The 20,780-nt window shown below is 57.0% G+C and carries 24 protein-coding genes; 7 read left to right on the forward strand and 17 right to left on the reverse strand.

Annotated features, from left to right (window positions below; translation table 11 throughout):
* The first annotated feature begins 258 nt into the window (after positions 1–258).
* Positions 259–801, forward strand: coding sequence for a cysteine hydrolase family protein (locus ACMWLG_RS08190; RefSeq protein ID WP_045399050.1), 543 nt, complete (start codon positions 259–261; stop codon positions 799–801).
* 64 nt (positions 802–865) lie between these two features.
* Here the strand turns inward: ACMWLG_RS08190 and ACMWLG_RS08195 are convergent, their stop codons facing one another.
* Positions 866–1,342 (reverse strand): WbuC family cupin fold metalloprotein, encoded by a 477-nt coding sequence (locus ACMWLG_RS08195; RefSeq protein WP_023330341.1) that lies wholly within the window; start codon positions 1,340–1,342, stop codon positions 866–868.
* 266 nt (positions 1,343–1,608) lie between these two features.
* Between ACMWLG_RS08195 and ACMWLG_RS08200 the strand changes: the two genes are divergently transcribed.
* Positions 1,609–2,079 carry a hypothetical protein gene (locus ACMWLG_RS08200; RefSeq protein WP_045399046.1) on the forward strand — a complete coding sequence of 157 codons (471 nt, stop codon included), beginning with the start codon at positions 1,609–1,611 and terminating at the stop codon, positions 2,077–2,079.
* Positions 2,080–2,126: 47 nt separating this feature from the next.
* On the opposite strand, the gene ACMWLG_RS08205 is transcribed toward ACMWLG_RS08200, so the two are convergent.
* Complete coding sequence (locus ACMWLG_RS08205) at positions 2,127–3,050, reverse strand: LysR substrate-binding domain-containing protein (protein ID WP_045399043.1); 924 nt, start codon at positions 3,048–3,050, stop codon at positions 2,127–2,129.
* Positions 3,051–3,074: 24 nt separating this feature from the next.
* The gene (locus ACMWLG_RS08210; RefSeq protein WP_045399039.1) at positions 3,075–3,611 is read right to left on the reverse strand and encodes a MarR family winged helix-turn-helix transcriptional regulator; all 537 of its coding nucleotides are present in this window, start codon (positions 3,609–3,611) and stop codon (positions 3,075–3,077) included.
* A 133-nt stretch (positions 3,612–3,744) separates the two neighbouring features.
* Here ACMWLG_RS08210 and ACMWLG_RS08215 point away from each other — a divergent pair, with 133 nt between their 5' ends.
* The 4 genes from ACMWLG_RS08215 (at position 3,745) to ACMWLG_RS08230 (ending at position 7,597) form a co-directional block, all read left to right on the forward strand.
* Positions 3,745–4,902 carry an MFS transporter gene (locus ACMWLG_RS08215; RefSeq protein WP_045399037.1) on the forward strand — a complete coding sequence of 386 codons (1,158 nt, stop codon included), beginning with the start codon at positions 3,745–3,747 and terminating at the stop codon, positions 4,900–4,902.
* Positions 4,903–4,984: 82 nt separating this feature from the next.
* On the forward strand, positions 4,985–5,422 hold the full coding sequence (locus tag ACMWLG_RS08220; protein WP_045399034.1) for a VOC family protein: 438 nt from the start codon (positions 4,985–4,987) through the stop codon (positions 5,420–5,422).
* A gap of 261 nt (positions 5,423–5,683) precedes the next feature.
* Entirely contained in the window at positions 5,684–6,622 is a 939-nt protein-coding gene (locus ACMWLG_RS08225; RefSeq protein ID WP_045399030.1) for an omptin family outer membrane protease, read from the forward strand.
* 447 nt (positions 6,623–7,069) lie between these two features.
* The gene (locus tag ACMWLG_RS08230) at positions 7,070–7,597 is read left to right on the forward strand and encodes a hypothetical protein (RefSeq protein WP_045399027.1); all 528 of its coding nucleotides are present in this window, start codon (positions 7,070–7,072) and stop codon (positions 7,595–7,597) included.
* 217 nt (positions 7,598–7,814) lie between these two features.
* Here the strand turns inward: ACMWLG_RS08230 and ACMWLG_RS08235 are convergent, their stop codons facing one another.
* Positions 7,815–8,297, reverse strand: a complete 483-nt coding sequence (locus tag ACMWLG_RS08235) for a glutathione peroxidase (RefSeq protein ID WP_045399024.1) — start codon at positions 8,295–8,297, stop codon at positions 7,815–7,817.
* 136 nt (positions 8,298–8,433) lie between these two features.
* Between ACMWLG_RS08235 and ACMWLG_RS08240 the strand changes: the two genes are divergently transcribed.
* The gene (locus ACMWLG_RS08240) at positions 8,434–9,666 is read left to right on the forward strand and encodes a serine hydrolase domain-containing protein (RefSeq protein WP_045399021.1); all 1,233 of its coding nucleotides are present in this window, start codon (positions 8,434–8,436) and stop codon (positions 9,664–9,666) included.
* A gap of 22 nt (positions 9,667–9,688) precedes the next feature.
* Here the strand turns inward: ACMWLG_RS08240 and ACMWLG_RS08245 are convergent, their stop codons facing one another.
* The 13 genes from ACMWLG_RS08245 to paaB all read right to left on the reverse strand — a co-directional run bounded on the left by ACMWLG_RS08245 (position 9,689) and on the right by paaB (position 20,775).
* Positions 9,689–10,432, reverse strand: coding sequence for an SDR family oxidoreductase (locus tag ACMWLG_RS08245; protein WP_045399017.1), 744 nt, complete (start codon positions 10,430–10,432; stop codon positions 9,689–9,691).
* A gap of 100 nt (positions 10,433–10,532) precedes the next feature.
* The gene (gene paaY, locus ACMWLG_RS08250; protein WP_023335575.1) at positions 10,533–11,129 is read right to left on the reverse strand and encodes a phenylacetic acid degradation protein PaaY; all 597 of its coding nucleotides are present in this window, start codon (positions 11,127–11,129) and stop codon (positions 10,533–10,535) included.
* 9 nt (positions 11,130–11,138) lie between these two features.
* Complete coding sequence (gene paaX / locus ACMWLG_RS08255) at positions 11,139–12,074, reverse strand: phenylacetic acid degradation operon negative regulatory protein PaaX (RefSeq protein ID WP_045399014.1); 936 nt, start codon at positions 12,072–12,074, stop codon at positions 11,139–11,141.
* 133 nt (positions 12,075–12,207) lie between these two features.
* Positions 12,208–13,524, reverse strand: a complete 1,317-nt coding sequence (gene paaK / locus ACMWLG_RS08260; protein ID WP_045399011.1) for a phenylacetate--CoA ligase PaaK — start codon at positions 13,522–13,524, stop codon at positions 12,208–12,210.
* A 27-nt stretch (positions 13,525–13,551) separates the two neighbouring features.
* Positions 13,552–14,757: a 3-oxoadipyl-CoA thiolase gene (pcaF, locus tag ACMWLG_RS08265; RefSeq protein ID WP_045399007.1), complete on the reverse strand. Its 1,206-nt coding sequence runs from the start codon at positions 14,755–14,757 to the stop codon at positions 13,552–13,554.
* A complete protein-coding gene (paaI, locus tag ACMWLG_RS08270; RefSeq protein WP_045399003.1) occupies positions 14,750–15,178 on the reverse strand; it encodes a hydroxyphenylacetyl-CoA thioesterase PaaI in 429 nt (142 codons plus the stop codon). The genes pcaF and paaI overlap by 8 nt, the downstream gene beginning before the upstream one ends.
* Positions 15,168–16,592 carry a 3-hydroxyacyl-CoA dehydrogenase PaaH gene (paaH, locus tag ACMWLG_RS08275; RefSeq protein WP_045620223.1) on the reverse strand — a complete coding sequence of 475 codons (1,425 nt, stop codon included), beginning with the start codon at positions 16,590–16,592 and terminating at the stop codon, positions 15,168–15,170. The genes paaI and paaH overlap by 11 nt, the downstream gene beginning before the upstream one ends.
* A gap of 1 nt (position 16,593) precedes the next feature.
* Entirely contained in the window at positions 16,594–17,382 is a 789-nt protein-coding gene (gene paaG / locus ACMWLG_RS08280; protein ID WP_100245660.1) for a 2-(1,2-epoxy-1,2-dihydrophenyl)acetyl-CoA isomerase PaaG, read from the reverse strand.
* On the reverse strand, positions 17,382–18,149 hold the full coding sequence (gene paaF, locus ACMWLG_RS08285) for a 2,3-dehydroadipyl-CoA hydratase PaaF (protein WP_045398994.1): 768 nt from the start codon (positions 18,147–18,149) through the stop codon (positions 17,382–17,384). The genes paaG and paaF overlap by 1 nt, the downstream gene beginning before the upstream one ends.
* Positions 18,146–19,216: a 1,2-phenylacetyl-CoA epoxidase subunit PaaE gene (gene paaE / locus ACMWLG_RS08290; protein WP_045398991.1), complete on the reverse strand. Its 1,071-nt coding sequence runs from the start codon at positions 19,214–19,216 to the stop codon at positions 18,146–18,148. The genes paaF and paaE overlap by 4 nt, the downstream gene beginning before the upstream one ends.
* Positions 19,217–19,223: 7 nt before the next feature.
* Positions 19,224–19,721, reverse strand: a complete 498-nt coding sequence (gene paaD / locus ACMWLG_RS08295) for a 1,2-phenylacetyl-CoA epoxidase subunit PaaD (RefSeq protein ID WP_045398988.1) — start codon at positions 19,719–19,721, stop codon at positions 19,224–19,226.
* Positions 19,722–19,732: 11 nt separating this feature from the next.
* The gene (paaC, locus tag ACMWLG_RS08300; protein WP_045398985.1) at positions 19,733–20,479 is read right to left on the reverse strand and encodes a 1,2-phenylacetyl-CoA epoxidase subunit PaaC; all 747 of its coding nucleotides are present in this window, start codon (positions 20,477–20,479) and stop codon (positions 19,733–19,735) included.
* An 8-nt stretch (positions 20,480–20,487) separates the two neighbouring features.
* Positions 20,488–20,775: a 1,2-phenylacetyl-CoA epoxidase subunit PaaB gene (gene paaB, locus ACMWLG_RS08305; RefSeq protein WP_045398982.1), complete on the reverse strand. Its 288-nt coding sequence runs from the start codon at positions 20,773–20,775 to the stop codon at positions 20,488–20,490.
* Between the last annotated feature and the right edge of the window lie 5 nt (positions 20,776–20,780).

A 20,780-nucleotide genomic window follows, 5' to 3' on the forward strand; every position in this document is an offset into this window, starting at 1 on the left:
CCTACTCAAGTTGGTGTCTTGAAGCAATGAGTTAAGCAACGCTATAACTAACGTGATAATTCCGCATATAGCGGAATGAATAAACAAAGGTCATTCCATGTATCAGTCAGTTCAGCCAACAACCCCCCTCACCACCAGCGGCACTTTCGGCGGCGTGAGCGTAGCTGTAGCTAACTACTGACAAACAGAACCTCAATCCCCGCCTAACTGGACGGGGAAATAACTCTCCGTTCACCACCCTCTGAATGGAGAAAGAAAATGGTTTCATCTGACAATGCTCTCTTAATTATCGACATGCAGCAGGGCCTCTTCCGGGGCCCGGTCTCACCCTGTTCCGCCGATGCCGTTCTGGCAAATATCCGTTTGTTAATAGCCAACGCGCGCCACGCTCAGGTACCCGTCTTTTTTGCCCGCCATGTTGGACCAGACGACTCCCCCTTCTCAGAGAAGGGGCCGTTAACGCAGCTGATACCCGAGCTGGACGTGAAGGAGCAGGATGTTGTTTTCGCCAAGCGCCATCCCAGCTGTTTTCGGGATACCGAATTGCTGCGTGAACTTAATCAGAGAGGCATCAGACAGCTGGTCATTGCCGGGATGAAAACAGAATTTTGTGTCGACACCACCTGCCGGGCCGCGCCGGAGCTGAGCTTCAGGACGATATTGATTTCAGATGCGCATACCACAATGGATAACGCACATTTATCCGCCACTGACATCATTGCGCATCACAACAGCACGCTGGCCGGCCCGTTCGTGATGCTGTCGACTGCCAGCGGCTGGCATTTTAATACGGTTAGTTGAGTTAGCGGGATCGTCTCTTTCTATCCCGGCGCGCCTTTCCGCGCGTCGGGAAAAGTAGAGAAAATTACAGGGTAAAACCTCCGTCACCCACCTGCGCCTGAGCGTACCATTTCATCAGCTCCGCGGTACCGGGCGCGTTCTCAGCCGGTGACCACGGGGCGGTATCGTGCTCCGGAACAGGCTGATAGCCGCCGTGTTTCACCTCGAAAATGACGCCGCCTTTATCCAGCGACAGCACGGCATGCCAGGTACCGGCATCCATCTCCAGCACTTTGCAGTCTTCACCTAACACCACGCGCTGGGTCACGTTACCGCTGTCATCAAAATTCAACACCAGAAAGCGACCGCTCAGAGCCGTCAGCAGTTCAAACGTGTGCGGGTGGCGATGAGGGCGAACATAGGTACCAGGCTCCATCGCGATAGCCAGGCGTTGTACCGGGTCGCTCAGCTCAGGATGTAAATTGCGGTGCGCGCGTAAGCGAGGAGAATTGGCAGCCTGCTCGCTTTGTTGCTGCAGGTCACTGAACGTAATTTGTTTCATATACACCTTTGTGAATGAAGTCAGCGGGCGGCAACCCGATTGCCGCACGACGTTATACCATTCTGGACGGTCGATGAGCGATGGCGTTTGTGAAACAAAACGCTGCAACGTGAGGAGGTGCATGATCGCACTTCAAAGCGCAACATTGAGTAAAACTCACATTGATTCCCACTATTTATCGTTTTTATAAAGTGACGCACCTGAAATACCATCCATTCACCCCTGGGATAGAAAAATAAATAATACTAAGCCTGTATGGAGCACCTATGACACTTGATGTTTTATTCCCTGTAATGAATATTATCTCGCCTCATAAATTTAGCATCCAGGCAAATGTGCATGAGTTGATAACGTTACTTTCAGCAGAAAAGGAAAGCTCAGAGGCGCTATCGCCTTTCATACATAGACTGCATCTTTTGGCTTTCGCCCAAAGCAATCCGGGTAACGCCGAAGAGCTGCTCTCAGCGCACTTGCCAAAAGAAGATGGGAACCTTCCGCTGCTGGACTTTGCGGACTGGCCAAAGGTGCGTTACGCCTCGTCAGGCGAATTTCAGACGCGTGAATCGCAGGAGTATTTCCGTGACATGACCTCGGCTGCCAATCTGTTACGCACTGCGTTGATCGACGCAGAGCGCGCAAAGGGGACGCCAGCGTTTTATATTCTGGATAAATTACTTAGCCTGAACAGCGCATTGCCGGAAAGATATAAACAGATGGCGAATATTCCCTACGCATAAATACGTTCAGGATGGGGAATATCCCTCTATAAATATTCCGCCATTTATTAAACCCGCTTTTCGTTATAATCAAGACAGACGATATCCAACGAAGGCAGCACCGGCGCGTTAAGGTTAAGCCACGCCAGCAACCGTTCAATACTCTGTCTTCTGAGCGAGTTTTTCGGCCAGACGAGGTAATAGCCATCGCCGGTTGCGATAGCTTCCCTGAAGGGCAGCGCGAGCAGACCGCTTTTCAGCGCGTCGAGCGTGAGGCGGAGATCGGCCATCGCCACGCCGTGACCGTGCATGGCGGCCAGGCTTCCCTGCTCCAGGGTGTCGAATACTATCCCTCGACTCACGTCGAGTCCGGGGAATGACCCCGTTCTTTTCAGCCAGCGTTTCCAGTCCCGTCTGTCCTGGGAGGGATGAATAAGCTCGCACTGCGCAAGCTGATGCCGGGCAGATTCAAGCAACGACGGGGTACAAACCGGAATGAGCCATTCACTGAAGAGCAGCCTGCTTTCCGTTGACTCGCCGAAATAGCCATTACCGAGCAGGATCGCACAATCGTAGGGCTCACGGCTGAAGTCAACGGTGTCGAAGTCCATCCAGACGCTGGCAATTTCAATTTTTGGCTTCGCGTGGTTCTCGCGAAAGGATTTAAGCACATTCAGAAGCCACCGCATCGTCAGGGTGCTGGGGGCTTTGAGGCGCAGAAGGTGGCTTTCACTTCTGAATGCGCGACAGGCCCACTCAATACTGGAGAAACTTTCGCTGAGCTGTCCGGCCAGAATACGTCCGGCATCACTGACCTCCACGCGCGGCCCCTGGCGTTTAAAGAGCTCACAGTCGAACCACTGTTCAAGCGTCCGGACATGCCTGCTGACCGCGCCCGGCGTGATATTCAGTGCTTCAGCCGCTTTGCTGAAGGAGTTCAGCCGCGCGGCAACTTCAAATGCGCGCAGCGCATACAGTGGCGGTAAAGACATACGTTCCCTTTCTGTGAGGTTTAGCTATGCAGTGTTTGTATTTTCGGCACTCGGTGACTTGTCGCTCAGGTCCTCAGACGGGAACGTCATCAGCAGCTCCCTGAGGAGGGACTCAAGCTGCGCGCGCTGTGCGTCAGATAAGCTGCTCAGCAGCGCATTTTGCGTTTGCGTATGGACGATCAGCGCCTGTTCGATGCGCTCCTGCCCGTGCGGCGTCAGGCTTACGAGGGTGCTGCGCTTATCATCCGGATCGGCAATTCGCCTGATAAGCCCTTGCTGTTCTAGATGGCTGAGCCGGTTCGTCATCGCCCCCGAGGTTACCAACAGCGATTTATACAGCTGCGTGGGGGAAAGGCAGTACGGCTCACCGGCGCGGCGGAGCGTGGCGAGCACGTCAAACTCGCCCTCGCGAAAACCAAACTGCGCCATGGCCTGCGCCCGTTCTTTTCCCAGATGCTTCATTAGCCGGAGCATTCGGCCAAAAATTTTCATCGACGAGGCGTCCAGCTCCGGCATGGCGCGGCTCCACTGGCCGACAACAAAGTCTACATGGTCTTGCATTTTCACCCCTGATGGCGTGCGAATTTATCCTGTTGTGCGGTACATCTTACGCAAAAACATATTTTATCTTAACGTTAAGATAAATGCTCGTGCCGATCTGCGCGGGCCATTCACAACCGAAAAGGATTCCACGTTGAAACGCACGTCGCCTTTACTCTTCGCCGTTATCGCTTTTATCGTCGGGCTGAACCTGCGCCCCATTCTGGCTTCTGTCGGACCGCTGTTTTCCGTGCTGCAGCGCGAAGCGGGGCTGACCGCTACGCAATTCAGTCTGTTGACCACCCTACCGGTCGCGATGATGGGGCTGGCCGCCTTGTCAGGTCCCTGGCTTTTAGCCCGACTCGGCGCCGTTCGGGGAATTATGCTCGGGCTCTTTATACTGCTTGCGGCCTGTTTGCTGCGCGGTTTTAGCGCCTCGCCGGAGAGTCTTATGGGCACCGCGTTACTGGGCGGGGCCAGCATAGGCACGATCCAGGCGTTAATGCCTGCCCTGATAAAAAAGGAATATACGCAAACGGCCAGCACGGTGATGTCGCTCTTCAGCACGGGCATTATGGCCGGAGCGGCAGTCGCCGCCGCCAGCGCAGAGCCGTTGTTTTCATGGCTCACGCTGAAGCCCGCGCTGGCAATGGCCGGGCTGTTAGCGCTGCTTGCGCTGATACTTTGGTTAACCCTGGTTAAGCATCCTCAGGAGGAAAAAACAGCCCACGAAACCGTCACGCTCTCGTCCTCCCGTACAGCACTACTGTTGCTCTTTTTCGGCGTGGGTACGGGCGCCTACACGCTGGTATTGGCCTGGCTGCCCCCGCTTTACATTCAGGCGGGATGGTCCGCACGCAGCAGCGGCTACATGCTGGCCTGGCTAACGTTAACCGAGGTTGTCGCCGGGTTTGCCGTCTCCGCGCTGATCGGTAAATTCCCCGACCGCCGCGTGCCGCTGATCGCCGTATTGCTGTTGTTGCTGGCGGGATTACTGTGTCTGGTATTTGCGCCGGGTACAACACCGGTGTTATCCACGCTGCTGCTTGGCACCGGGATCGGCGCCCTCTTCCCGCTGTCGCTCATCGTCACGTTCGATCATGCGCGAACGCCCGCCCAGGCCGGGAAGTTACTGTCTAAAGTTCAGGGAGGTGGATACATGATTGCCGCGCTTATGCCGCTAATAGCGGGGATCGTTCGCGACAGTTCGTTCTCGCTGACCAGCGCATGGCTGATCATGAGTGCGGGAATCGTGCTGCTGATCGTTATCGCGCTTAATTTTAAACCCGTCGTGGACGTGCAGGCAGGGTGAATGCAACACCAGAATTGAGGGTCGTATTTCCGCCGATCGTAAGATAAATTCAGGGTGAATTTCACCTCATTCAGGAGTGGATATGTCGCAGACGCTACCAGAAATTGATGTCTCGTTCGTCGCCGGCTTCGGGCCCATTTCGCGGGATACGGAGTCCAGCACCGCGTTTTATGTCCAGACACTCGGCCTTCCGCTGAAGCCGATGGAGGGGAATACCGAATATCTGCTCACTGAGGAGGGCCAGCTGGAAGGCGTGAAGCATTTCGCCGTCTGGCCGCTCGCACAGGCGGCTGCATCCTGTTTTGGAGAAGAACAGTGGCCCACGGAGCATCCGATACCACAGGGATGGATTGAGTACGAGGTAAAGGATCTGGACTCGGCTACCCGCGTTCTGAGCGAAAAAGGCTATCGCCTGCTGGTGGCTAACCGCACGGAACCGTGGGGGCAAACCGTCACTCGCCTGCTCAGCCCGGAAGGCTTGCTTACCGGGCTGACGATTACGCCGTGGCTGCGGGGGTAAATGGGAATGTGTTTGTGACGCTGGTTGCAGACGTGCATACCATAGCGAAGTTGGTCATCTTATCCGCAGCTGACTGTTATTTCGCATTAAGCCAGAAATCATTTAAATATCAGAAATCGCCTCTTTCAGGCTGCCCAAAGTTAAATATTGTTCCTTACGTCAAATAATAAAAAATTACCAAAACTAGCAGTTGATTATTATTGTTATGACTTTTAAGATTTTACCGCAACTCATTGATTAATTTGCTTTAGGGAAATAAAAATGACAAGAAATATCGTTGCGGGAATGATGATGGCCGCGTTTTCAGGGGGAGTATATGCAGGACCAACAATCGTTACACCAGATTTTTCACCGGATAGTTTAGCGGTTTCAGCCTCTGCCGGGATGCTGAGCGGAAAATCTCACGAAATGGTGTATGACGAAGCCACGGGAAGAAAAATTAGCCAACTGGACTGGAAAATAAAAAATGTCGCCATTCTGAAAGGCGATATCACCTGGGATGCTTACTCATTTTTAACATTGAACGCCCGCGGCTGGACATCCCTGGCATCAGGTTCAGGTCATATGGATGACTATGACTGGATGAATGCAAAACAATCCTCCTGGACAGACCATTCAAGCCATCCGGCCACGAACGTTAACTACGCCAATGAATATGATCTCAACGTAAAAGGATGGATCTTCCAGGGCGATAACTATAAAGCGGGCGTAACCGCAGGCTATCAGGAAACACGCTTCAGTTGGACGGCGACTGGTGGTACTTACAATTATGATAACGGTGCCTATCAAGGGAACTTCCCGGCAGGCGAACGCGGCATTGGTTATAGCCAGCGTTTTTCTATGCCCTACATTGGCCTTGCAGGACAGTACCGTTTCAATGACTTTGAATTTAATGCCCTCTTCAAATTCAGTGACTGGGTGCGTGCACATGATAACGACGAACATTACATGCGCGATCTGACTTTCCGCGAGAAGACAACAGATTCCCGCTATTATGGTGCCTCTGTTGATGCCGGGTATTACGTCACTCCGCACGCCAAAGTTTTTGCAGAATTTACCTATAGCAGTTACGAAGAAGGTAAAGGCGGTACGCAGATTATTGATACCAATACTGGTGACTCCGGCTCTATTGGCGGGGATGCGGCAGGTATTTCTAACCATAACTATACCATTACAGCGGGCCTGCAATACCGCTTCTAATCCAGGCGAACAACAGTCCATTGTTAAAGCAGACCAGGCCCCTGACGGGGCCTTTTTCGTTACGTTAAGCTAATTCCTTGCCTGGGACACTCCCAGGATACCTGCCATCCAATCCAGGTGTTGGTGACAGATTCTTCAAGTACAGTAATTGCATATTTACCACCCCACTGGCATCTTCATTTCCTTTAACTGACGCATTACAAAAAATAACAGTTTTAACTCAAAATAATAGATTGTAATATGGTTCCAAATGCTAACAAACAAAGGAGTGACATGCTCTCTCAAACACTAAGTGACAAAAGATGGATGGGGCTTTCTTAGCGAAATTTCAAGATCGAAAAGATCAAAAAATAATCAACTACAGGCATGGCGTTAGTTATTGATGAGTCTGGCAAACTAACAACGTCAAACCCCGAAAAAATGAATTTAACTTATCAAGGAATAAAAATGAAAATTATCATATCAAGCGTAATAATTGGCGCGTCAGTGTTGTTATCCTCTGCAATATTATCAGGAAATATAGAATTTAAGAAACAGAACATTTTAAGCAATGACAACGGTCATGTATCATTAGGAAAAGTTTATAGTGAAAATACATTTCTCAATGTTGAATTAAAAACAGAAAGCGATAACTCAACCATCTTCAAACTTACCGATTTATCTGTCGGTTCTTATCAAGACGGCATTAAGAGAGAAATTCAGTCAATTATTGATGACTATAACAAAGATAAATCCGATGATAAAAAAACAACTAGCGACAAACTTTCTTTAAAAGTCCCTGCAACACTTACACTGAAGATTTACAATGTATATCGCGCTGAAAACATTCCGGTGTACAATCTCACAATAGATACCCAGTCCATAAAATTTGGTAAAGAAACCCCAGTGTTAAAGTCCGTACTGGAAGCATCAGACAAAATATTGAAGGATAATAACCAACGAATCCAGGAAACATTTTTCTTGTCGAAAAAATAGAATTATAATTTATAAGCTCGTTATGCTAGCGTGGAGCAACCACTCTACGTTTCTCTTCATCAGCGGGCCGTCAGCTTTTATAAATAATAACGTCCGCTCCCGGCACAACGCGTTAAAAATAACGTTTAGTCCGTCAGGAACACAGAGCGGGCGTTATCTTCTCTCCGATGTGAGTGTTTCGTCATGCTCTAAGAGAAAGGTTCGGCTATCAGATACCTTACATTTCCAGTGCCGCAAGAATTGCAGGATCCATTTTCTCTGGCGTGGTCATCGGAGCAAAACGCTTCAGTGGTTTGCCGTCGCGGCCAATCAGAAACTTAGTAAAGTTCCACTTAATACGCCCTCCCAGCACGCCGGGCAATTCATCTTTCAGATAACGAAACAGCGGGTGCGCTGCGCTACCGTTAACCTCCACCTTCTCAAACATCGGGAAGCTCACGCCGTAGTTGATGTAACATGTTTTCGAGATTTCGTCGGTGCCGCCGGGTTCCTGTTTGCCGAACTGGTTGCAGGGGAAGCCCAGCACCACTAATCCTCGATCGGCGTATTTCTTATATAGCGCTTCAAGGCCAGCATATTGCGGCGTAAAGCCACACTGGCTGGCGGTATTGACGACCAAAACCACCTTTCCCGCATAGTCGGCCATTGAGATAACACGGCCATCCAGGCTGGTGGCGGTAAGTTGATAAAAGCGAGTCATACTGAAATCCTCAAAGCAGGCCGTAAAGTCGCGGTGACCATCAACAGGGCCGCCGCCGTTTAGAAAGTTTACATTCAGGCAGGCTATTTGTGATACATTCCTGGCGCGCTAATGACCACCACACTCGCTATCAGGTATGCAGAACATAACAATAAAAATTCGCTGGCTTCTGCTTACTCTCCCACTCCTCAGCGGTTGTGGCACGCTCTCACAGATGTCCTCCCCGGAAGGTACTCAGGAACTTCTCACCCATGATTCGCTGGATGGCGACGTTGACAGCGTGGTGCGTCACTATATGGTGCAAAAATCCGTTCCCGGGATGACGGTCGCGGTGATCCATAATCACGGCTCGCCGCAGTTTTACACCTGGGGCGTAACCGATGCGGTCAATCGCTATCCGGTCAGGCCTGACACCCTGTTTGCGCTCGGCTCGCTCAGCAAAGGGATCACGGCGGAAGTGGTGGCTTGTCTGGTGAATGAAGGGCAACTGAACTGGAACGATAGCCTGGCAACACTGCTACCGCCGGGCACGCCGCTTAGCGCGGATGCACAAAAAATTACCCTGCTTGAACTGGTAACCCATACCTCCGGCCTGCCGCGTCAGAATATGGATGTTCCGATGCTTGGAAAATTCATCAGCTACTTAAGCACCGGCGATAATTTCTATAGCGAGCTGGACAGCGATAACGTGCTGCGCTACCTCGCCGACTGGCGGGCGCCAGAGAATAAAGTGCCGCAATACTCCAATACCGGCTACGCCCTGATCGGCTATATCCTGAAGCACAAAACCGGCGAAGATATCCAGAGTTTAGCCTCGCGCTATATTTTCCGTCCGCTGCAAATGGCTAACAGCAGCTTTATTCCCCAGCAGCTAAAAGGATACCCGGAGCGTGCGCTCGGCCACGCGGGCGATCAGCCGAAATTTATCCCGCGCGGGCAGCTCACCCCGGACTGGCATTTTTCCAACAACATGGTGGCGGCAGCGAGCTTGTACAGCAACGCCGAAGATCTGGCGACCTATGCCCGCTATCACGTATCGACGACGCATAATCCCTTGCTGGACAGCGTCTTTGCCGAAGTGAGAAATACCGATATTCAACGCCCCGACGGAGTACAGGGTATTGCCTGGACCACCGACTTTATCGGCCTGGAAAAAATCACCTATCAGGTCGGCTATATCGGCGGCTACTCCAGCTTTATCGGCTATGACAAAGAAAAAGGCAATGCGGTGGTGGTGCTGCAAAATACCTTTAACTGGAGTAATTACATTGGCATCGCGCTATTAATGGATATGGCGAAAAAAGACAGCCAGAGCCCTGGCAGCCGCTTTGCGATTAATGGGATCCCAAAACGCGTTTATCAGCAATAGTAGTGAACGCCCGCCGTCAGATTCAGGCCTGATGCGCAAGATCTTCGCGAGTCGGCCCCTGAAAGTAGATAGTACTAATATGGCAACTTCGAGGCTGAGTCAGTACAAAACGAATCGTTTCCCAGATTGACCATCCATTCACCAGACGCTCCCCCATTCTTGATTGATTATCGACATGCGCATCTAAACCGGTCAGTTCAAAATCAGGCGGATATAATCCGGTTACCCGAATGTTTTCTTTAGATAAGTGTTCTGACAGTTTCGTTGTAAAACCGCTGAGCCCGTGTTTGCTGGCAAAAAAAGCGGGATGGGCAATCGAATCTGTAAAGTTCGGAATACCGCACGCAGAGATAACCGCAATGATGTCTGCACTGTCTGAGCGTCTTAAACCCGGAAGCATTGCCTGGGTTAGCAGGATTGAACCTGTCAGGCCTGAACTGACGGTATTGAAGATTTCTGTGCTCGAATGTTCGTCTATTGTCCCTGACAACCACTGAGCAGCATTCAGAATTAAAATATCGATTGGCCTGTCTGAATGTAAGATCTGCGAAGAAAACTGAGAAATGGATTCCGGCAGGGCTAAATCACAGAGATACCCTTTCGCCTCACCACCTTCAGCCGCGATGAGGCTGCAGGTTTTTTGAATATCCACCGCCCGACGGGCGCTAAAATCCACTTCAACGCCCTCTCGGGCAAGCCAGACGCACAGCGCCTGACCAAATCCCCCGCCGCCACCCGTGATAACAGCTCTTTTACCCCTCAGCATAACTCTGCGTCCTCTGTCGTGATGAGTCTTTATTGAGGATTAATAGCATGATGAGGCGGGTAACATCTTCCCGTTAGTGCCGTGGCGCGAACTTCCCGTCCTACACCGCCGACTTCGGCCTTAAATTCTCATCAAACGCCAGCCGTTTCCGGTCAGGCTCAGCCTCGCGCAGCGGCTCCACCTGGTGCATAGTGAGCTTGCAGCGCTCCACCAGCACCTGATACTCCCGCGTGCCCTGCTGCTTCCACGCCAGCTCCTGCTCGCTGAGTTCGCGAATCGCTTTGGCCGGGCTGCCGATAATCAAATGGTTGGCGGGCATCTCCGCTTTCGCCTTCACGAACGCCGCCGCGCCGACGATGCTGTTTTCACCGATGACCGCGCCGTCCATCACCACCGCGTTCATGCCCACCAGCGCATTGCGGCGGATCACGCAGCCGTGGAGAATGGCGCTGTGGCCGATATGCCCGTCCTCTTCCACCACCGTGTCCTGCTCCGGGAAGCCGTGCATCACGCAGTTATCCTGAATGTTGGCACCGTCTTTCACCACGATACGGCCAAAATCACCGCGCAGGCTGGCGTTGGGACCGACGTAAACGCCTTTGCCCAGAATCACGTCCCCGATCAGCACCGCCGTCGGGTGAACATAGCTCTCGTCCGGCACGACCGGCGTCAGACCGTCAATTTGATAAACTGGCATCTTCGCTCCTTATGCGTTTGTAAGACCACCAAAGCGTTGATAGTAAAGCGTGCCGGGCACGGGCAGTTCGCCCACGGAGGTTTCGCCCTTCTCGCTGACAAACGCCAGCGCCCCCGGCGCGACACGCTGATAGATATTAATGCAGAGCTGTCGGGCGCTTTGCCCCGCCCAGTGAGCGGGCAGCAACTCTTCCGGCAGCAGCGGGTCTTTCAGCACCACGCGACGATAAAAGTGAATCAGCAGCAGCTGGATCTGGAAACAGCGTTCCGGCGTCAGCTCCTCGGGCGCGGCCTCTTTCAGCAGCGGCAGCAGCGGACGGAACGAATTGATAAAGGACTCGTACATCGCGTTTTGCTCGGTTAACTGCCAGCACTCTTCCACCCGCGAACGCAGCGCGGCGCGGGAGAGCGCCAGCGGCGAGTGGGCTTCAAAGAAGATCACGTTTTCCGCCACGCCGGCATCGTGAAGCAGGGACTGCACGTCCGCCAGATGCTGCGACGGCGAGGCCATCAGGCTCGGCGCCAGCGTGCCAAACCCCTGCCAGATCAGCTGTTTTTTGACGTCGGCAAGGGTGGCTTTATCGAGACCTTCGGAGAGCAGCAGCAGCCATTTGCCGTCCCAGGCGGGCAGTTCCGCGCGGTAAATCTTATTCTCCGCGCGACGCGTCAGGCGAAGCCCCTTGTCGCTCAGGCGGTAAAAGCTGCGCCGCCCGATGCGGGAAACGTCCAGCCAGCCCTCTTTGTTGAGGCGAAACAGCGCGGTGCGCACGAAGCGCTCGCCAAACCCCATGCCTTCCAGCAGGGCGGCCAGGCTACCGAGCCAAATCTCACCGCCGCGATGGGAAAGCGCGTCACCGTATAACGAGGAGATGAGAGAGGTCCCGCTGACGGGTACGGAGCTGACCGCGTGCTGGATAAAGGCGTCGAGTTTATTCATGTGATTCATTCTGTTGTAATTTTTGTCCTGGATGAATCATAGCACAGGATTCTGGGATAGCCCCTCACCCTAACCCTCTCCCAAAGGGAGAGGGAATGTAGTTCTCCCTCTCCCTGTGGGAGAGGGCTGGGGTGAGGGAAATTCAACCGTTGGCCGCAGCTTTACGCAAGTCAAACACCCGGCAGGCTTTGCCCTCCGAGCGCGGGATGCTGCCGCAGTTAACAATCATTACGTCGGTGGAAATTCCCACCATTGACTTAATGCGGTGGCGCAGCTGGTGGCACACCTGACAGCGCTGCTCGTGCGTCAGCGTGAGGCTACTCTCTTTCAGCTCCACCTTCACGGAAAGTGAATCAAGATGCCCGCGACGGTTCACCTCCAGCTGGTAGTGCGGAGAAAGGTGTTCGAACTTGACGATCTCCTCTTCCAGCTGCGACGGGAAGACGTTGACGCCGCGGATGATCAGCATGTCGTCACTGCGGCCGCTGATCCGGTCCATGCGGCGCATGCTGCGCGCGGTTGCCGGAAGCAGGCGCGTCAGGTCGCGGGTCCGGTAGCGGATCACCGGCAGCGCCTCTTTGGTCAGCGTGGTGAACAGCAGTTCGCCCTGCTGACCGTCATCCAGCGGCGTGCCGTCGTTCGGGTTGACGATCTCCGGGTAGAAGTGATCTTCCCAGATGGTCGGGCCGTCGACGGTTTCGATACACTCCATCGCCACGCCCGGCCCCATCACTTCGGAGAGGCCATAGATATCCAGCGCGGTAATGCCTAAGCGTTTTTCGATTTCGCGACGCATGGCCTGCGTCCACGGCTCGGCGCCGAAGACGCCCACGCGCAGGGAACAGCCGCTGGCATCGCCGCCCATCTGGCGCTCCAGCTCTTCAATCAGGTTGAGGCAGTAGGATGGCGTCACCATGATCATGTCCGGCTGGAAATCACGGATCAGCTGCGCCTGTTTCTCCGTCTGGCCGCCGGACATCGGGATCACCGTCGCGCCTAAACGCTCGGCCCCGTAGTGCGCCCCCAGCCCGCCGGTAAACAGGCCATAGCCATACGCCACGTGAATTTTGTCCTTCGCACTGCCGCCCGCGGCGCGCAGGGAGCGGGCCACCAGATTGGCCCAGTTGTCGATGTCGCCCTGCGTGTAGCCGACAACGGTCGGTTTGCCGGTGGTGCCGGATGACGCGTGAATGCGCACCACCTGCTCCATCGGCACGGCAAAGGTATCGAACGGATAGTTATCCCGCAGGTCCTGCTTGGTGGTGCACGGGAATTTGCGGATATCCGCCAGCTCTTTGAAATCGTCAGGGTGAACGCCCGCGGCGTCAAACTTGCGTTTGTACATCGGCACGTTGCTGTAGGCGTGATGCAGCGTCCATTTCAGACGCTCGGTCTGCAGCGCCTGTAACTCGTCAAGGGAGGCCGTTTCAATCGGATCAAGCTTTGTTGTATTTGTCATTGTAGGGTACTCACATTGTTTTTATGCTCAAACACGCTCAAGGATCATGGCAATGCCCTGACCCACACCGATGCACATCGTACACAGCGCGTAGCGCCCGCCGCGTCGGTGCAGTTCATTGCTCGCGGCCAGCGCCAGTCTGGCACCGCTCATGCCCAGCGGGTGGCCCAGCGCAATCGCGCCACCGTTCGGGTTGACGTGCGCGGCATCATCCGGCAGGCCCAGCTGACGCAGCACGCCCAGCGCCTGCGAGGCGAAAGCTTCGTTAAGCTCGATCACGTCCATATCGTTAATGCTGAGTCCGGCGCGCTCCAGCACCTTGCGAGTGGCCGGGACCGGGCCGAGCCCCATCAGACGTGGCTCCACGCCCGCCGTCGCCATCGCCACGATCCGCGTGCGCGGGACTAGCCCCTGCGCCAGCGCCATCTTCTCGCTGGCGACGATCAGCGCCGCCGCGCCGTCGTTGACGCCGGAGGCATTTCCCGCCGTGACCACCCCGTTCTTACGGAACGGCGTTTTGAGTCCAGCGAGCTGTTCGAGCGTGGTGTCCGCGCGCGGATGTTCATCCACGCAGAACTCCGTGACCGCCCCTTTTTTGCCAGGCACCGGTACTGGCACAATCTCCTGCGCCAGAATGCCGTTCTGCTGCGCCTGCGCGGTACGCTGCTGGCTGCGCAGCGCAAACGCGTCCTGATCGGCACGGCTGATATTTAACAATTCAGCTACATTCTCTGCCGTTTCCGGCATACTGTCAGTTCCGAATTGCTGATGCATGAGCGGATTCACAAATCGCCAGCCGATGGTGGTATCAAAGATTTCCGCCTGACGCTGAAACGCGGCGGTGGCTTTGCCCATCACAAACGGCGCGCGCGACATCGACTCCACGCCGCCCGCAATCAGCAGTTCGCCATCGCCCGCCTTAATGGCGCGGGCAGCAAAACCAATCGCGTCCAGCCCCGACCCGCACAGGCGGTTAATGGTAGTTCCGGACACCGTCTGCGGCAGCCCGGCCAGCAGGGACGACATGCGCGCTACGTTGCGGTTATCTTCCCCCGCCTGGTTGGCGCAGCCGAAGATCACGTCGTCAATCCGCTCGAGGTCGAGCTGGGGATAGCGGGCCAGCAGCGCGCGCAGCGGCACGGCACCGAGATCGTCGGTTCGGACTGCGGCAAGCGCGCCGCCGTAGCGCCCCACCGGGGTTCGAACGCCATCACAAATAAATGCGTCACGCATCTGCCTCTCCTGTCACGCTGCCGCCGATGCGGTGAGATTTCCCGCGAAAAAGGGCGACGGTTTTCTGTTGTTGGTTCTGGATTTCAATGTCGTACACGCCGGTCAGTTTGCCCTGGTGCATCACCCGCGCGGTGGCGGTGAGCGTGTCCCCGGCAAATCCCGGACGCAGAAAATCAATCGAGCAGCCCGAGGCTACCGCCGCCAGCCCCTGGCTGTTGCAGGCGTAGGCAAAGGCGGTGTCTGCCAGCGAAAACAGCTGGCCGCCGTGGCAGGTTTTATGGCCGTTAAGCATCTGCGGGGTGATGGTCATGGTCACCACCGCGTAGCCTTCATCCATGTCGACAATGTCCATCCCCATCGCCTGCGCGCAGGCGTCCCGTTCGTACATCGCGCGGGCGTTATGCCAGGCGTTATGACTCATAGCTACTCTCCAGAAGCGCGCGCTGGCGCAGCAGTGAACAGGGGCGATAGCGCTCCTCGCCGTAATGACGCTGCAGGTTCTCCAGCAGCGTCAGCAGGCGCTGCCAGCCCAGCCGTTCGCCCCAGGCGATCGGTCCGCTAGGGTAGTTCACGCCCAGGCGCATGGCGGTATCGATGTCCTTCTCGCTGGCGACCCCTTTTTGCAGGGCATCCAGCGCTTCGTTGGCAATCATCGCCAGCGTGCGCCAGACCAGCAGGCCGGGATAATCGGCAATTTGCACCACCCGGTTACCCTGCTGCTGCAGGTAGCGGATGGCCTTTTGCGTCGCGGTGTGCGGGTTGCTGGCGGCCGACGCAATCACCGCCACGTCGCGCTCAATGCGGTCCACCACCACCACCGGGCCGTTGAGCCGCAGCGCCAGCGCCTGAGCGGTTTCGCCCTGCGTTTCGATCAGGTACACATCATCAATTTCGGTGACACCGTCACGTCTTCTTTCCACGCGCATCGGGCTATAGCTGTCGTTCACGGCCGTCACCCACCGCACGGCGGGTTTGTCACCCTGCCAGTCGTAGACGCCCTTTCCGCTCTTTTTGCCCAGCCTTCCCGCCAGCACCAGCTCCTGCTGGACCAGCGAAGGCAGAAAACGACGCTCCTGCCAGAAGGCGTTAAATACCGAGCAGGTCACCGCGAAATTTACGTCCTGACCAATCATATCGGTCAGCTCCAGCGGCCCCATCGGGAAACCGCCGCCGTCGCGCAGGGCGGCATCAATCACCTCCGGCGGGGCGACCTGCTCTTCCAGCGCGCGCCAGGCCTCGGAATAAAACGGACGGGCGACGCGGTTGACGATGAATCCCGGCGTTGACTGGCAGCGAACGGGCTGTTTACCCCAGTTCAGCGCCAGCTCGCACAGCGCGTCGGCTACTTCCGGAGAGGTCGCCAGCCCGCTGACCACCTCCACCAGCTTCATCACCGGCGCCGGGTTAAAGAAGTGCAGCCCTGCGACCCGCTCCGGGTGGTGGACGTCCGCCGCAATCGCCGTGACGGAGATGGAAGAGGTATTGCTGGTCAGCACCGTCTGCGGCGGGCAGATCTCAGCCAGCTGAGCAAACAGCGCCTTTTTCACCTCCAGACGCTCGGAGGCCGCTTCTATGACCAGATCGGCCGCGGCGAGCGCCTCGATATCCGTGACCGGAAGCAGCCGGGCGAGGATCTGGCTCCCGGCATCGGCGGAGAGTTTTCCGCGCGTCACCCGGGAGGCCAGACGCTGGCGGATCCCGTCGATGGCCCGCGATATCGCGTCGCTGGAGATGTCGTAGATCAGCACCTGATGCCCATGGCTGGCGGCGACTTCGGCAATCCCTGCGCCCATCGTGCCGCTGCCGATCACGGCGACAGTACGTATGTTCAGCATCTTATTTCCCCGTAAAGTTCGGCGCGCGCTTCGCCAGGAAGGCGCTGACGCCCTCGCGGTAATCGTCGCTTCGCCCGGCCAGGCGCTGATAGTCGCGTTCCAGATCGAGCTGGGCGTCCAGGGTGTTGGTTTCCGCTGCATTGATTGCCTGCTTGATCAGCCCCAGCCCGAAGGTCGGCTGCGACGCAAAGTGCAGCGCCATCTGCTGCGCGGTGGTGGAGAGCTGTTCGTCATCCACCACCTGCCAGATCATCCCCCAGGCCTGCGCCTGTTCGGCGCTGAGCTTGTCGCCGAGCAGCGCCAGCCCCATGGCGCGGGCGCGTCCGGCCACGCGCGGCAGCAGCCAGGTGCCGCCGCAGTCCGGCACCAGGCCGAGCTTGCTGAAGGCCATCACGAAGCTGGCGGAACGAGCGGCAATGACCATGTCGCACCCCAGCGCCAGCGTGGCCCCCGCGCCTGCCGCCACGCCGTTAACGGCACAAATGACCGGTTTCGGCAGCTTTGCCAGGCGGCGCACCAGCGGGTTATAGAAGGTTTCAACGGACATCCCCAGATCCGGCGCCGGGCCGTTGGGGTCGACGTTGCGGTCGTTCAGATCCTGACCGGCGCAAAAGCCGCGTCCCGCTCCGGTGATCAGCAGGCAGCGAACGGTGTCATCACGCTCGGCCTGTTTCAGGCACTCGGCAAGCTGCTGGTGCATCACGTCGTTAAAGCTGTTCAGACGCTCCGGACGGTTCAGCGTAATGGTCATTACGCCCTGCTCAACATGACTGAGAATACATTCCACAATTAGCGTCCTTTAAAGTCGGGGGTGCGTTTTTGTAAGAAGGCGTCGATGCCTTCCCGGCGGTCTTCGGTGGCAGAAAGCAGCGTAAACAGCTGGCGCTCCTGGGCCAGACCGGCCTGGAGCGCCACCTCCTGAGACTGGCGCAGCGCCTGTTTCGCCGCCTGCAGCGCCAGCGGAGAGTGGCGCGCCATCAGCGCCGCCTGCTTCAGGGCATACTCTAGCGTCAGCGCTGGCGGGAAGACGTCGCTCACCAGCCCGGCGCTCAGCGCCTGCTGCGCGGAGATACTCTCTCCGGTCAGCACCATTTTGCTGGCGAGCGATTTACCGACGCTGCGGATAAGACGCTGGGTGCCGCCCGCGCCGGGCATAATGCCAAGCGTAATTTCCGGCAGGCCGAAACGGGCGTTATCGCCAGCAACGATCGCGTCGCACAGCAGCGCCAGCTCGCAGCCTGCGCCCAGCGCGAAGCCGTTCACGGCGGCAATCAGCGGTTTAGGAAAAGCGTTAATCCGCGCCCACAGCTGCGGGCGAATATCGTTCAGCGTGGCGGGCAGGTCTTTCTCAGCCATTTCGTTGAGATCGGCCCCGGCGGCAAAGCAGCGCTCGCTGCCGTAAATCACGCAGACGGAAATCTCGATGTCAGAAGCCGCGGCCTCCAGCTGTTCCGCAAGCTGCGTCAACAGCGCATTGTTGAGGGCGTTGCGCGCCGCCGGACGGTTTAGCGTCAGCTGCAGCACGCGGCCATGACGGGTAACAGTCAGTTCGCTCATGCCATCCCCTTCGCGTCGAAGTCGACAATCACGTCGGCGGTTAACGGCAGCGACTGGCAGCTCAGCACGTATCCGGCGGCCAGCTCGTCCGGCTCCAGGCTGTAGTTGGTCGCCATATCCACCTTCCCGCGCAGCACTTTGCATTTACAGGTGGCGCACACCCCGCCCTTACAGGCATACGGAAGATCCGCCCCCTGACGCAGGGCGGCATCCAGGATGCTTTCGTCGTCCGCCGTCAGGGTGATTTCACGATCGCGCCCGTCCTGGCGCACGGTCACTTTCTGTCCTTCCGCCTGGACGTGCACCGCGCGTTTAGCGGTGGTCCCCGGGGTGTTAAAGCGCTCAAGGTGAATGGATTTGTCCGGCATCCCCAGCGCCTTCAGCGTCGCTTCGGCGTCGTCCATCATCGCCGACGGGCCGCAGATAAACGCCTCGTCGTACTGGCGGAAGTTAATCAGGGTTTTCGCCAGCGCCTGCAGCTTTTCCCCGTCGATGCGGCCAAAGAGCAGATCGCTGTCCAGCCGCTCCTGGCTGAAGATGGAGACCAGCTGCAGCCGCTGCGTATACTTGTCCTTCAGGTCCGCCAGCGCCTGGCGGAACATCATGCTCTGGCTGCTGCGGTTGCCGTAGATCAGGGTGAACTGGCTGTTGGGTTCGGTCGCCAGCGTCGCGGAGATAATCGCCAGCATGGGAGTGATCCCGGAGCCTGCCGCAATCGCCAGATAGTGGCCTTCACGTTCAGCCCGCGGCTGGTAGCCAAACTGCCCCTGAGGAACCATCACCTCCAGGGCCATGCCCGCTTTGATCTCATCCCGCGCATAGCGGGAAAAGCGCCCGCCGTCGATGGCTTTGACCGCCACGCTGATTTCACCCGGGGCGGTACTCCGGCAGATGGAGTAGCAGCGGCGCAGCTCGTCCCCGTCAAGCTTCGTTTTTAACGTCAGGTGCTGGCCGGGACGGAAGCGGTAGGCCTCCTGCAGCGCCTGCGGCACCGCAAAGGTAATGGTCACCGCGTCGCGGGTTTCGGGTTCCACTTTTGCCACTGTTAATGAATGAAACGTTGTCATGGCAGCCTCAAATACATTTGAAATAGTCGAAGGGCTCGCGGCAGGTGTTGCAGCGGTAGAGCGCTTTGCAGGCCGTCGAGCCAAATTCACTGATAAGCGAGGTATCGGTGCTGGCGCAGCGCGGGCAGCTCACCTCCACAGGCGCGTGCGCGTGGCAGCTATGCCCCACGGGCGGGCTGATGCCGTACGCCCGCAGGCGCTCGCGCGCGTCGGTGGTCATCCAGTCGGTTGTCCAGGCGGGTTCAAGCTGGAGCACAATGTGCACCGGGGTGAAGCCGTTCGCGGTCATCGCGTCGCGGATCGCCCCCAGCAGGTGTTCCGTTGCCGGACAGCCCGAGTAGGTTGGCGTGAAGCCAATGACCCAGCCTTCCCCCTGCGCCTTCACGCTGCGCACCATGCCTAAATCGGTGATGGTTAATACCGGCACTTCCGGATCGGGGATCTGGCTTAGCAGCGACCAGATCTGCGGGATTTGCGCGGGCGCGATGTCGACGAGGCGTTGCATAGCGTTCTCCTTTACCACTGCTGACCGGGATACGCGCGCTGGAGATACTGCATTTCCGCCAGCATCGGGCCCAGATGTTCGGTATGCAGCCCCCTCTTGCCCCCGGTGCGGTACGCCACCTCTGCGGGAACCTGCAGGCAGGCTTCATTCAGACCGGCAAACACTTCGCTTTCCCACGGCTGGCGCAGGACGCGCGGGTCAACCGCCACGCCGGAGTCAATCAGCGCCAGCTCGACGTCATCGGCTTCGAACAGCTCCGCCGTAAAACGCCACAGATTGTCGATAGCCTGCTGCATTTTTTGCGCGGACGTTTCGGTCCCGTCGCCCAGACGCACCAGCCAGCCGCGGCAGAAGCGCAGGTGGTAGCGCGCCTCTTTAACCGCTTTGGCGGCGATGGCCGCAAGCTGACCGTCGCTGCTTTGGGTCAGCCGTTCGTACAGCGCCACGTTCCAGGCATCCATCAGATACTGGCGGGCAATGGTGTCGGCGAAGCTGCCGTTCGGCTGCTCCACCAGCAGGACGTTGCGGAACTGGCGCTCGTCGCGGCCAAACGCCAGCGTGTCTTCATCGCCCTGGCCTTCCCGCTCCGCGGCATAGGTCAGGAAATTGCGCGCCTGCCCCAGCAGGTCGAGGCCGATATTGGCGAGCGCGAGGTCAATTTCCAGCTCCGGCGCGTGGCCGCACCAGGCGCCGAGGCGCTGGGAAAGCACCAGACCGTTGTCGCCCAGACGCAGGGCATAGGCAGTCACTGAATTCATTCTTTGCCTCACATATGCTCGATGCCGTCGGGGATGGTGTAGAACGTCGGGTGGCGGTAAACCTTGCTTTCCGCCGGGTCGAAGAACTCACCGATCTCTTCCGGCTGGGAGGCGACAATCTCGCTCGCCTTTACCACCCAGATAGAACACCCTTCGCTGCGGCGGGTGTAGGCATCACGCGCATTTTCCAGCGCCATGCGATCGTCGGCGGCATGCAGACTGCCCACGTGACGGTGGGATAATCCTTGTTTGCTGCGTACGAACACTTCGTACAGCGGCCAGTAGACGTTGCTCATCGTGA

The sequence above is a fragment of the Enterobacter sp. 01-M-02-SI-ECC genome, from assembly GCF_047530595.1.
GTDB lineage: Bacteria > Pseudomonadota > Gammaproteobacteria > Enterobacterales > Enterobacteriaceae > Enterobacter > Enterobacter cloacae_M.